We start from the raw sequence: 13,333 nt of genomic DNA, 5'->3' as shown, positions 1-13,333 counted from the left end.
ATTAGCCAATCGGTTAGTGCCGTTAATCAATCAATTTTTTATGCTGGTATTGGTATTGTTTTTCAGGTCATACCAATGAATCAAGAACCCGCATTAAATCAAAACGCTGAGGATGAAAATAATCGTCAGGTTAAATCTGCCAAGGGTTATCAATCACATGGTTATAGCCTTGAGGAATCAAATTTTGATGATGATAATAATCGTCAGGTTAAGTCTGCCAACGGTTATCAATCGTATGGTGATGAGGATAATATTAACCCTTGGGAAACAGATAGATTTGCAGATGGTTATCAAGAAAATGTTTTTGAAATTAACTTGGGTGATACACCCTATACCGAATCAGCAGCTAATCCCAATCCGAAATTACCAGGATATAACTCTGGCTTAGGTTACAAGTCTCAGAAAACTCAGCAGTCAACATCCCCAGAATTAGAGTTGTAAATCGTCAGAATTCAGGAATGCGATTTATAAATCATATTTTCTCTAATACGTACACCCCAAAGTCAAACAAATCCAGTCTTGATTCAAGAAAATACTTGATTGATTGGGGTGTAGTTATCGTGTTGCCGTGGTGGTTGCCATCCTCACAGGAAAACTTGAATTATGAACAATTCAAAAAGATGGATATTTTTGCTAATTGTCATCAGTTTTATTATCTACAGTGTCACTGTTCAGGCTGCAAACAGCATATTTAATAATGGCAATCTGCCTACTCGAATTGTAGAAGTTACTAATGCTCAATCTCGATTACCTGCAACTAAACTTTTGTTGCCAGACTGGAAGCAAATTTCTCTGAGTCAACTACCAGGTATCAGTCAATCTGGGGCAATTGATGGCAGTCTCTATAGCCAAACATTAGGTTATGATTTGAGTCGGACTTGGACTGTGGGCATGACTCCTGATGGATATTTGAAGTTAGGAGATATCAGTGAGGCATTGCAAACAGAAAAGTTTGCTTTGCAAGCTATTAGAGAGATAACATCTACTGATTTAAACAATATTGCATTAAGTGAATTTTCTTTGATTAAAGAACAAACATTGAGTCATTTAGCTAAAGTTGTTCCTCAATTAGCTCAAACAGCAGTCAAAGATATTCAACCTGTTGCGGCTTTACTGAAAACTCAAGGAATTGAAGCATTGAATTTAACTTTATCTCAGGTATTGACACAATACGAAGTTGGGAACATCAAGCTGGGAGAAATTGATTTGTCAAAGTTTTCGCTAACTTCAATTCCCAATTTGGCAACAGTACCAATTCAAGATTTAACCAATTGGATGAATAGTTTTGTCAAAAACATTCCTGGATTGGGACAAGTGCCTTTAGGATTAATGCCCAATCCTATCAGTGAAATTGGTAGTTTAGTCATGCGAATTGATGCGGTTTACGGAACAGCAGAAAATCGCCGTAACAATACAATTTCTGGCTCAGATGTGCAAGGTTTTTCTGTCCCCTGTACTCAAAAAGATTGTGCTTATTTAGAACTAGATGATTTGGAAAATGTAGGTAAGAGTGATCGCTCGTCTTTAGAAGGTAAGCAATGGATATCCGGTAAATATCAGGAGGTTGAGGGAGGTTCGGGGATACTCAAAGCAGTTAACAATGGACGAGAACCAACGGGACGTTTACCCTTTGGTAAAGCTTTTAAAGTTGTGGTCATGGAAACAGATGAAACCACAGATACAGTAGATACGGCTTTATACTTTCGTTTCTGCGCTTGGAAGATGGGTTGTACACCTTATTTTATTGGTCCAATTCCTTTTTTCAGCTATCAGGTGAATGCTTTGATGTTTGTAGGCAATTTAGACAGTGGGAATGAGCAAAGTGTTAATACTACTTCTACACCAACGGGTGCAAATAGGGAGGTGAAAGGTAATCTCAGTCAAAATAGCACAACAAGTCAAATTAATCCTTGCAGATTTACCAGTAGTAATCGTTCAATTATCAGTCAATCTTTCTACGGTGTTAATTTGCCATTACTAGGAAATGCCATTGCCGAAATTGAAAGTGCTGGTAGTGGGGATTATCAAGCTGTTGGTGTGCATACCTGCGCTGATAGGGGTTTAAACTGTGGTCGAGGACTGGGACGGTATCAGTTCATGAGTTACAACCCCTACGCAGTGCGGTTAATTGCTGCCAAGTCGGGAGGAGAAGAGTTTCTTAATCAGGTAAGACAAGGTTATCAACCTACTGAAACTGAACTATTTGAGTTTTTTCCTCCTGCGGATTCCTACGGAGCGCTTCGCTATCAGGATAGGGCATTTATGGCTGATATCGCCAATAAAATTCAAGTAACTCAAACGGAAATTGACCCGATTACAGGACAATTATTCACTGGTGAACGGCTGATTGAGCGAGTAGCTCAAAAGCATTTTGGTGGTGATAATAGCAAAGTTGATGCTAGTAGTTCTGATGTTTTTGGTCGTCTCAGTCTGAAAGATTACGGCAAAGCTGCTTTAGCTTTTTATGGCAATAATAACAGCGATAATGGAACGTTGACCTGCACTCCTAGTTTAACTTCTCGATACATTAGTAATGCTCAAAACATTGGTAATTAGAAGTACGAAATACAGCAGGAGTCAGGAGTGAAAGCCACTTATAACAATTGTGGCTATTGTTATAACTTATCACAACAAATAAATTCGTTTGATTCGTCTTTCCTTTAGGTTCTCAAAAGTTGCAAGTTCCATACTTATCATCGTGGTTTTTATGACTAATTTATCTACAACCTCTATATCTTCCGCGCCAGAGACAAAGGATTTTTCTGATACTGATTTGCATTCAAAAAAGCAATTTGAGCAAGTAACAGCAGACAAGGTAGTTTCTCCTTTGTCAGTCTCTTCTACTCAATCTCAATCACTAAAAACAACAGGATATCAATTACCAGAACCTCCCATGAGAATACGTTATGGGGTGCATTGGTTTCGTGTTGGTTTAAGTATCTTTTTACTGCTTTCTGTTCTCTGTGGTTTAGGAGGATGTAGTTTGAATGCAGCGACTTTGACTTGGCACAAAGCTGTTAATCTTGTTTCTAGTTCTGTAGTGGAACAGGTAATTGGAGAAAATACAAACTTGAATCCTCAAGCATCTGTTGACAATACATTGGCTATAAATGTGGCAGGAAAAGACGGCAAGCTGACAATTTTCAACTTTAATATTCCAGATGTTTGTGGTGCTTTGGGTTGTCTGTATGCTGGTTATTGGTTCAAACCAAATCAACCAATTACTCAGGTATTTTTGAGTTATTTAAATCCTACATTACCCCCAGGAAAGCAATTATTAGCAGTAGGAGAAAACCGGAATCAGTCTTTACCTTGTGTTAAGGTATTGCAAACAAAAAAACAGCAATTACGACAATTGAACTTTTGTTTTAATGGTAATCGTTATCAACTTGCCGATAGTCAACTTTTGGCTACTATGAATAAATTACCAAAATAACAGTTTTTATGATTCAATAAAAAGGTCATTGCAGGTATAAAAAAACAAATTAGGACGGTCTTGATGAGAGGGAATTTCTAAGGAATAATCTTCTTCAATACAGATTTGCTGGAGTTCCTTAATATCATCAGCTAACATCTTTGTTTGTTTAGCTTGTCCTAGATTTTCTTGGGTATAATCTAGAGAAACCTGAGATTGGTTTAAAAAAACTTGAGTTTTTGAAAGTGAATCAAATTCTAGTAACTGTTGAATTTGTCCAGCAGTCATGATACCACTTCGATAAGCTTCTATTGCTAAAGTTTCTAAGATTTTTTGGGGTAAGTCTTGCCAGTTCTGTTGTAGTTGGTTGCCAATATCTTCAGGAATTTCGATAGTGATTTGCATAATTGTACCTTTTTTCCTTTCATCAGTATTAATAGGATTTATTTATTTAATTATATAAGACTTCTATTAAATCCAAACAGCGATACCTAAACTAGTCCATCCTGTACAATTCTATCAAACATTTGTCCTCCAAAAACCCTACTATATGGTTCATCTAAAAAAGCACACCCCGCTTTCGCGGGGGTCTATCTACCAAAAGTGGATGCTCTCAATTTATGTTCAACACAAGTAATTTGAGTAACCGCTTAATAATCCGGGGTAAATCCTTCAATGACAAGCATCAAATGGCGTAAATTCGTTCTCGAATAGGTAGTCCACCCCCATTTATTGAGCGGTTACTAATTTGATAACATTCAACTATTCGTCATCATCTTGTTCATCATCATCGTCAAATTCAAAATCATCATTGTCCAAATCGGTTTCTAAATCGTCGTTTTCATCATCGTCATCTTCAATTACTTGAATTTTCCGAGGTGGTTTAGTTGTTGGTTTGGATTTACGGACAGCTTGAGTTTTACTCTTGTTCTTATTTTTGTTTGGTGGTAAAACTTCCACCTCTACAGATACCGATTCTCCTGGTAAAGCAGGTAGAGATTGTGGTTCATTGAAACCAGCGATAGCATCATGTTGTTGCCAAATTAAAGCTTTAGCTGCGGGTTTACCTAAATACAGTTGGGGAAAGTTTTCAACTGTGGGTTTAGTATAGGCTACAGTTTTGCAACAGTTGTGTTTATTCTTACCTTCACCTTCTTTAATTGCTCTAAACTCAACTTCCAGCACCCCTAAACTTCGCCATTTATCACTTTTACCACTAAATGGTACTTGGAAATAATCAGCAAAGGTTTTCTCTAATGAACGGTAAAACTCTTCACGGACTGATTTAAAACTCCAGAGAGCTACATTCTTGAATCGGACAACAACAGGAGTAGTATGTAATGCTTGATTCTTGTCATCCAGAAACATAATTGCGTGTTCTGAACAGACATCCATTGTTCTTTTATCAAGACTTTGTTTATAATCATCATAAAGTCCAAATAACGAACCACCGACATCTTCAACATCTGATTTATAGCGGATATATTCTGGTGCAAAACCTAAAACCAGTAACCGACCTTCAGTAATTAATAGTCCGGTAACATCTTCAGTTAAAGTGACAGTAGTTAAATCGTCTTCTTCAGGCATTTCCAGCCAACCAGCTTTTTCTAACTGGTCTTCTGGAATTAATAGTCCAGCAGGTTTATCATTAACGACGATACCATAGGGAAGAAGCGGTTTACGGACTTGGTTATAGTTATCATTCAAGAGTTCTGGGTCTATTTCAAATTCTTCTCCTTCAAAGTCATCATCATCAATTTCAGTTGCTCTGGCTTTGGTAGGTTTAGGTTTAGCAGCAGTAGTTTTGGGAGGAGATTGATGGGGGTGTTTAGAGTTGTTTGTAACTTTTGATTTAACCATTGGACTGCATAAATATGATTGTCCAAAGTCTGAGGCGTTAGCCTCTAAATTTATTACAAATTAATTATTTTATGCTAGAATATTAGGTAGATATTAACAAATCAAAGTAAAGAAACTGAGGGTGCAATAACTATTTTTAGCATAGCGTTTTATGACCAAAAATGAAATTACTGCAAATTATGACGAATCCTGGAAAGAAGCATTAAACGAATATTTTGATAGTTTCTTATCCTTTTTCTTTCCTGTGGCTTACGAAGCAATTGATTGGACAAAACCACCGGAATCACTAGACAAAGAACTGCAACAAATTACAGCTTCATCATCAACTGAAAAACGGATTGCAGATAAACTGTACAAAGTTTGGTTATTGGATAAAACACAAGCATGGATTTTAATTCATATTGAGATTCAGAGTCAATATGATGTTGACTTCCAAGAAAGGATGTACACTTATAATTACCGAGCTTTTGACCTGTATCATAAATTTGTGGTGGGTCTGGCGATTTTAGGAGACACAAGTTCCACTTGGCGACCTAACAGTTATCATCAAGCTATGTTAGATTGCGAATTAAGTTTGAAGTTCCCCATTGCTAAACTCCTAGACTATGAATCACGGTGGACTGAATTAGAATCTAATCCTAATCCCTTTGCTATCATAGTAATGGCGCATTTAAAAACTAAAGCCACCACGGGGAATTTATCAGAACGTGAGCAATGGAAATGGGTATTAATTAGAGGACTTTATGAACGAGGCTTAACAAAAGAACAAATTGTTAAACTTTTTAAGATCATTGATAAAATGATGACATTACCCAAAGAATTGCAACGAGGATTAGTAACTAAAATCAAACATTTAGAGGAGGAAAATCAAATGCCTTTCATTAGTCCAACAGAAGAATTAGCAATGGAACGCGGTGAACAACAACTAATTATCCGACTATTAAATCGGCGAATTGGTGGAATTGAATCATCATTTATTGAGACAATTCGGACATTATCAATTGAGCAATTAGAATTACTCGGTGAAGCACTCTTAGATTTCTCCTCTATCACCGATTTAGAACAATGGTTACAAAATAAACCAGAGTCTTAGATTAAGTAAAAACCCCACTTTTCATTAACTACTGTGGGGTAACATTGATAACTTCTCACTGGAATCTGGGATTCTTGGCGGAAAATAAAATATCCAAAAGGTCAATTCCCTAACTTTACCGTGATCACTAAAATTGCTGGTAAACCCATACACAACTGCCATGACCCTTTACCAGCAAAACTTACCAAACCACCATCTCACCACTCAAACAGCGCTAATTAACCTATCCTCTTACCAACCAACACTAGCCAGTATTGACTTCGGTAAATTCTTTCAACAGTACAACAACCCCCAAGGCTGGACAATGATGGCTGGACTGTTGGTAGTTTTAATACTACTGCAAATCAGTGGTACGGGTAAAGGAAAAATCACCACTGGTAAAGTCTGCGGTGTCAGCGAAAAACTAGCAGCTACTAACCTTGCATTTAAACAAATCCAAGAACACAAACACAATAAAGTTACCCTGTGGTCTGGTACACCCCGTTACTGGACAAAAGGGAAGTGGCGGGGGTTAGTGGCTAACTTGCAAACCATGCTGGGTGCTGCACCTACAGTTTGGTTTCCTCATGCCGAACGGGGAACACTGGTAATAGGTGCGCCGGGTTCTGGGAAAACTTACTCGACTATTGACAGGATGCTAGAAAGTGCCATGCAGCAAGGGTTTCCAATTTTACTTTATGACAAAAAAGGCGACCAAATGCGACTCCACGCACCCCTAGCAGCACGTTATGGTTATAAAGTGCGAGTATTTGCACCTGGTGAAGCTTTTAGTGGTGTCATCAATCCCTTGGATTATATGCGGGATGCACGAGATGGGGTAATGGCTGGGGAAATTGGTCAAGTGATTAACCGCAATGCTGCTAGTGGGGGTAAAAGTGACGAGTTCTTTGCTAAGGCTGGGGATTTGTTAGCAAAAGCACTATTACAGTTAGTCAAGGGTTCACCCTACCCAGACATGGCGATGCTGTATGCGGTGTTGCGGTTGCCAAAATTGGTACAACGTCTTGATCATGCGGTCCAGTCCAAACGGTTGGATGAATGGGTTGCCACTTCATTTATTCAATTTTTGAGTGCTAAGGACGCAGAAAAGACTATTTCCGGGATTTTGACGACAGCGGCAGGGACTTTCTCATCTTTTATTCAAGCTGATTTGTTACGGGCATTCATCGGTCAATCGGATATTCCCACTCAGCTATCAGGTAGAGAAATGGTGGTGTTCAAGCTGGATGATGAACGTCGTAGTGTGGTTGGTCCTTTACTGGCAGCAGCAATGCACTTAATGATTGTCGGTAATTTGAGCCGTCCCCGTAAAGACCCGTTGATTATTTCTTTGGATGAATTACCATCAATTAAGTTGGATAGACTGCCACAATGGATTAATGAATATCGTTCTAATGGTGCTTGTTTTATCTTAGGTATTCAAAGTTTAGAGCAGCTTTACGATATTTATGGGGATAAAATGGGGAGTGCGATCGCATCAGCTTGCAGTACCCATGTGTTATTCAATCCTGGTAACTATAAAACGGCGGAAGATTACTCAAAACGTTACGGTGAGAAGGAAGTGCTGATTAAAAATCGGACCACTGGGCGAACTCTTGGTGGACAAATGAGCCGTTCAATTAGCTGGAGTGAGAATTTACAAAAAATGCCTGTTATCAGTGCAGATGAAATTCTCAAGTTTCCCCAGGGTAAATGTGTAATTACCAGTCCCGGTTACAGTTCCGGGGGACAAGCTTCTATTCCCTATCCTTTAATTATTCCGGTGTCGAAAACCGATGAAAAAAGAGCTAAGGAAAGCGAAGGTCTTTGGGATACACAAGTTAGATTGGCTTTAGAAAGTCAGGTGACAATTCCTGATCTTAAAATGTTGACCCAGGCATTGTATGACCGCATTGAGGAAGCAGGACGGATGTTGCCATTACCAGAGGAAGATGTGGTAACAGTCCAGGAACAGGAGGAACAGGGGTCTGGTAATCATCAAGAACCTGATGTTTTGGAGAATTTTACAACACGAGTTTATCAAACTCCAGGATTGCAAGGGTAGCAAGCTGGTGGATTTTATGGGCGTTACTCCCTTTGCGGGATGAATTAAGAGGCTAAAAACATTGAAACTGAATCATTTGGCTAAATAGGGCTTGCTGAATAAAGCTAAAACCATTTATTGATAGGGGTTTTGCAGATTTTCCAAACAAAAAAGTGCAAGGTTTTGGCAAATGGAGTCTCAAAAAAGTTGCATTTTTCCTTGTCGGATATGGGAAATTGAGGATATCCAGATAGCTGAAACTGTTCCCTGTTCCCTGTTCCCTCCCCTCACAGACAACTTTTTCAGCAAACCCTAAATATAGATAAAAAATTAACTATTTCTTTAGATTTAATCTATTTACTTAGATACAGGTCACGAATATACTCTTAATGAGTATAGCTAAAGTATATTATGGACAGAAATACGCGCATTAGCACCATTATTAATAATCGTCACATCTGGAGTGAAAAGATTAGTAAAGTCGAAAAACACTTAAAAACTCTTTCTAGCACCTTAGAAAAATTAGAAGAAAAACGTAATTATATTTTAAAATCAACTGAGAATTTGCAGATAATTGGTAAATTAAATGAAATTAGCTTTGCTCATACTCAATCAAATATAACCGCAGAACTAGACTCTTTAACTAAACTAAGAAACCGATTTTCTCGACCTACTTTAAATATAGGTGTTGTTGGACGTGCAAGACAAGGGAAAAGTCGTCTTTTACAAAGTTTAACTGGATTAACTAAAGCAGAAATACCGGATGGAGATAGACAACATTGCACCGGAGTAAAAAGCATTATTCATCATAATTCTAATGTAGATACCTATGGAGAAGTTTGGTTTCATACTGAGCGTTCTTTTTTAGATGATATTATTGCACCTTATTATGAAAAACTTGGTTTAGGAAGAAAACCTTTCACTGTAGAGGAATTTGCTAAAAATCCTTTACTATCATTACCTCAAGATATCCCTGGTTATGCTGAACCAGGAGCAATGTATGAACATTTAAAGCGATATCATACTTATTTTTCTCACTATAGTCATCTTCTCAAACAAAATTCTCCCTTCAAGATTCAAAAACATGAAATTAGAGAATATGTTGCTCAAGATACTCCTGATGGAGAAAGAAATTATTTTAATTTTTTAGCAGTCAAAGAAGTAAGAATTACCTGCTCATTTCCTAACGTTGATGTTAGTCAAGTTGCTTTAGTAGATATGCCAGGTTTAGGAGATACAGGTATTGGAGATGAAACCAGATTAATTAAGTCTTTAGGTAATGATATAGATTTTATCTTATTTGTCAGAATGCCTAAATCTGCGGGAGATTATTGGGCAGATGTTGATGTGAGATTATATGATATTTCTCGTTCTGCTTTAATAGAACTACCCGTTAATTTATGGTCATTTGTTATTCTTAATCAAACTAGCTCTGATTCTAAAAATGGCGATAATTTAAACAACTGCCAAGATTTATTAAATACATTACAAGAAAAATATATTACAGTTGAAAAATGTTTAATTGCCAACTGTAGTCAAGAGACAGAAACTAGTAAAATTTTAGACATATTAATAGATTATCTCACTAATAATATGACTAATCTTGATAAACAATATGCTAGAAGTTGTCAAGAAAGATTATTAGAAATTTACAAAGCCATCAATTCTGAATTAAACAAAGCCCAAGATATATTTAATCAGAATTATGAAGATGATTATCAAGAAATTGAAGAATTATTTAGCGACTTATTTGGCAATAGTGATAATGGTTGGTGGAAAGAAGTTTCTTTAGCACTACAAGAACTGAGAACTCAACTGTGGCATCAGCGTCAAACACCAAATGAAGAACTTTATAATGGTTTCCTAGCTGCTATTGAGAAATGCGAACGAGATAAAGGTATTTTATCATCAGAAAATGCTATAGAAGAAATTAGAAATCGCATTAAAGGTATGAGCGTATTTAGAGCTTATCCTGACTATCAAGATGAATTGAGGGTATTAATTTCTCATCGTTTTCTATCCTTAGATGAGAACCTTAAACAAACAGTAGAATTAATGAAAAGTCAAGTAGTTAAGGTTTTAAAAGAACAAGGATGTTTAGAGTCTATTAGTAATAACGATGGTTCTGAATTTTTCACAGATATTGCTAACATCATTCCTGAACGGTTTCCCAAATTAAAAGCAGGATTTGAAATTCTAGCAGAATTTAGATTATCATATCGGGGTTTAATTCTTCCTCGCATTCGTCAACATTTGGATGGACTAACTAATATTAGTCCTATGACTGGAGAATTTGGGGGGATTTCACAACCACAAAATCAAACTATTGCTCTGACTAAAGATACCACTGCTGATGAAATATTCACAGCATTAGAAATTGATTATGATATAGCCATTAATACTATTAAACCTATCTTAGAAGAATTAATGGTTGAACCCAATCAAGCTCTGTATGCAATGGTAGAAGAATTTATTGATAACGTCATTCGGCAAAAAGATATTCAAAAAGAATGGAAAAACTTTCTGAGAGGAGTACGCGGGCAGATTTGGGAAGATATTTTTGGCAAAAAAGAACACGATAGACAAATGCGGAAAGAATGGTTAGAATCAGTTAATCAAGTTACATCTGTGAATAAATTAGACTTATTTGACTTAGCTAAATAGTGAGTAGGAATTGTGAGTATGAATGTCAATGAAGAATTAAAAATTATTATTGTTGCTCCTAGAGGTATTGGTAAAACCAGTATTTTAGCAGCAATGCATGAAGAATTTCACAAAACTTTTGAACGAGCAAATTTACAAACATGGGTAGAGAATAGTGGTGTATTAGCTGCTATAAATGAATGTAAGTCTATTTTAAAAAATATAGATCCTCGTATCACAAAACAAGTGACTCCTACTCAACCAAAAGATAACCCTTGGAATGATCAAGGATTTACTTTTGAGATTGGTAGCAATAGTAAAAAGTTTATGAAATTGCGATTTACAGATCCCTCTGGAGAATACTTTAGCCCTACAGCTACACTTCAACAAAAAGAATATATTAAACAACAACTAAATCAATGTGATGCCATAGTTATTCCTATTGATGCTACTGCTCTCATGCAGAAAAAAACAGGAATGGTAACTGATAGAGAACTTGGTACATGGCACGAAGAAAAAAATAATCCCCAACGTATTACTAGCTTATTAAAAGATGCTTTTAGTAATGTTACATCCCCTAGATTATTAATCTTGGCTCCTGTTAAGTGTGAAACCTATACCAAAACATCTAGAGATGCAGAAAATCTTTTATCTCATGTCAAAATGGGATACAGTGAATTACTTGATTTTGTTAAATCAGATTCTTTATTAATTGACAAAGTAGCTGTTGTTGTTACTCCAGTGCAAACTATTGGTAATGTAACTTTTGCTTATCATAAAACTGATATAGATGGTTTTACAAAATTTTTCTACTACAAAACTCCTATTAATGCACCCTATGAACCGAAAGATGGTGATCAACCACTCAGAAATATTATGTTATTTTTAATGAATGTATTTTTATTAAATAAAAAACACTTCCTGGAACAAGAAAAGGAAAATCTAGATACGCTAGAAACTCAATTATCTATAGATAAGGATAAATTAAATAATGCTAAAAGAGAATTTGAAGAAGAAAAAAGAATTTTAGATAAACGTAATACTATGTGGTGGTTTTTTAGAGCTATAGTGAATGCTTTTGATGATAGGGAACCTATTTACTATCAAGCTAAGGATAATTTAGAAAATAAACAAGGAAATGTTCAGGAACTTCAATCAAATATTGAATCTACTACTGAGAATATTCAAGCTACTCAAGAACAAATTACTGCTTTTAATAATGCTTTATTTAGATTTGCTATAGGATGCAAAAATAATGATGGTTTTGCGATTCTTCAAGGACATAAATGGTTAGAATTTCCTCAAAATCTTTTTTAGTTAATAACTTTGAATGAACAAAAAGGAGAATTAAGTTATGGATTTTAATTTTGAACTTCATGTGAAAACTTCAGCTAAAGGTAAAACAGGTATTCATTGGAGAAATATTGAAAGTGAAGAAGATCAATGTTTAGAAGATACTCCTAATCTGATTAATTTTGAAGTTTTGAAAGATAAAAATGGTCAAAGATTTATTGTCAATGATTTAATTGATGAATATAAGCCTTCTTTACTGATATTTAGAGAAGAGGGAAAGTTATTATTAGAAGTTAGCGGAATCGAATCTCCTAAACGTTCTCAAGAATTAGGACGTAAAGTTTTAAATTTGATTGTTTGGATAGTTGATGATTTACCAGACAACGAGAAAATAATTAGAATGATAGCTTATAGTGCTATCCAGAATTTTCTACATAAAGATTCTTCCTTTAGTGAGATGGTAGAGAAATCAATTAGTTTTTATCAATTGGAAGAATTTAAAGTTGATATTCCAGGAATTCATAAATTTATAGATGATTTGCAAACTAAATATAATCAATATTTTACTAATTTAAAACCAAACTCCGAATCTCAAATAGAATCTAAATCAGACGATTATTTACATAAATTAGCAGAAGAATTACAGAAATATTGTCTCCCTAAAAAATGGAACAGTTGGAATGGTGAAAAAAGTAATGGTGTTTTAGTTGTGATTACAGATTCTTTAAGTAAAAATACAATTCTGCATAATGTTGGTGTTTGGAGAGGTTTTGCAAGTAATGTAGAAGCACCTTTGAAGCCAGTGGTTCAAACATTGGAAAAAAAAACAGAAATACCAGCGGAAACACCGGAAATACCGCCTCATACCAGTCAGAACAACGGACTCATAATATTAGTGATCGTGGGAATACTAGTAATATTAGTGATTATAGTCAGCACGACACTTCAGTTACAAAACCAACCTCAGATAGAGCCAACCCCACAACCCCAACCACAGGGAATATTG

At 35.9% G+C, this 13,333-nt stretch carries 10 protein-coding genes; 8 read left to right on the top strand and 2 right to left on the bottom strand.

Features of this window, described 5'->3' with window-relative positions:
• The first annotated feature begins 75 nt into the window (after positions 1 to 75).
• The 3 genes from FJR11_RS20970 (at position 76) to FJR11_RS20960 (ending at position 3,436) form a co-directional block, all read left to right on the top strand.
• Complete coding sequence (locus FJR11_RS20970; protein ID WP_168507254.1) at positions 76 to 441, top strand: hypothetical protein; 366 nt, start codon at positions 76 to 78, stop codon at positions 439 to 441.
• 162 nt (positions 442 to 603) lie between these two features.
• Complete coding sequence (locus tag FJR11_RS20965; RefSeq protein ID WP_254444809.1) at positions 604 to 2,556, top strand: M23 family peptidase; 1,953 nt, start codon at positions 604 to 606, stop codon at positions 2,554 to 2,556.
• Between the two features lie 151 nt (positions 2,557 to 2,707).
• Positions 2,708 to 3,436 carry a hypothetical protein gene (locus tag FJR11_RS20960; protein ID WP_168507252.1) on the top strand — a complete coding sequence of 243 codons (729 nt, stop codon included), beginning with the start codon at positions 2,708 to 2,710 and terminating at the stop codon, positions 3,434 to 3,436.
• 6 nt (positions 3,437 to 3,442) lie between these two features.
• Here FJR11_RS20960 and FJR11_RS20955 read toward each other — a convergent pair whose 3' ends face one another.
• Both FJR11_RS20955 and FJR11_RS20950 read right to left on the bottom strand, forming a co-directional pair.
• A complete protein-coding gene (locus FJR11_RS20955) occupies positions 3,443 to 3,820 on the bottom strand; it encodes a UPF0175 family protein (RefSeq protein WP_168507250.1) in 378 nt (125 codons plus the stop codon).
• A gap of 357 nt (positions 3,821 to 4,177) precedes the next feature.
• On the bottom strand, positions 4,178 to 5,275 hold the full coding sequence (locus tag FJR11_RS20950) for a DUF5895 domain-containing protein (RefSeq protein WP_168507248.1): 1,098 nt from the start codon (positions 5,273 to 5,275) through the stop codon (positions 4,178 to 4,180).
• Positions 5,276 to 5,426: 151 nt separating this feature from the next.
• On the opposite strand from FJR11_RS20950, the gene FJR11_RS20945 reads away from it, so the two are divergent.
• From FJR11_RS20945 to FJR11_RS20925, 5 genes are all read left to right on the top strand, one after another.
• Positions 5,427 to 6,368, top strand: coding sequence for a DUF4351 domain-containing protein (locus FJR11_RS20945; protein ID WP_168507246.1), 942 nt, complete (start codon positions 5,427 to 5,429; stop codon positions 6,366 to 6,368).
• A gap of 160 nt (positions 6,369 to 6,528) precedes the next feature.
• Entirely contained in the window at positions 6,529 to 8,412 is a 1,884-nt protein-coding gene (locus FJR11_RS20940) for a type IV secretory system conjugative DNA transfer family protein (RefSeq protein WP_168507244.1), read from the top strand.
• A 390-nt stretch (positions 8,413 to 8,802) separates the two neighbouring features.
• The gene (locus tag FJR11_RS20935; RefSeq protein ID WP_168507242.1) at positions 8,803 to 11,055 is read left to right on the top strand and encodes a hypothetical protein; all 2,253 of its coding nucleotides are present in this window, start codon (positions 8,803 to 8,805) and stop codon (positions 11,053 to 11,055) included.
• Positions 11,056 to 11,073: 18 nt separating this feature from the next.
• Positions 11,074 to 12,351, top strand: a complete 1,278-nt coding sequence (locus tag FJR11_RS20930) for a hypothetical protein (RefSeq protein ID WP_168507240.1) — start codon at positions 11,074 to 11,076, stop codon at positions 12,349 to 12,351.
• A 37-nt stretch (positions 12,352 to 12,388) separates the two neighbouring features.
• Positions 12,389 to 13,333, top strand: a 945-nt coding sequence (locus tag FJR11_RS20925) for a hypothetical protein (protein WP_168507237.1), incomplete at its 3' end; no start/stop codon positions are given.

The organism is Anabaena sp. UHCC 0187, from assembly GCF_009712035.1.
In the GTDB taxonomy this organism is placed as follows: Bacteria; Cyanobacteriota; Cyanobacteriia; order Cyanobacteriales; family Nostocaceae; genus Dolichospermum.
The sequence above is the reverse complement of the archived record's forward strand: the minus strand, read 5'-3'. Positions and strand labels throughout refer to the sequence as shown.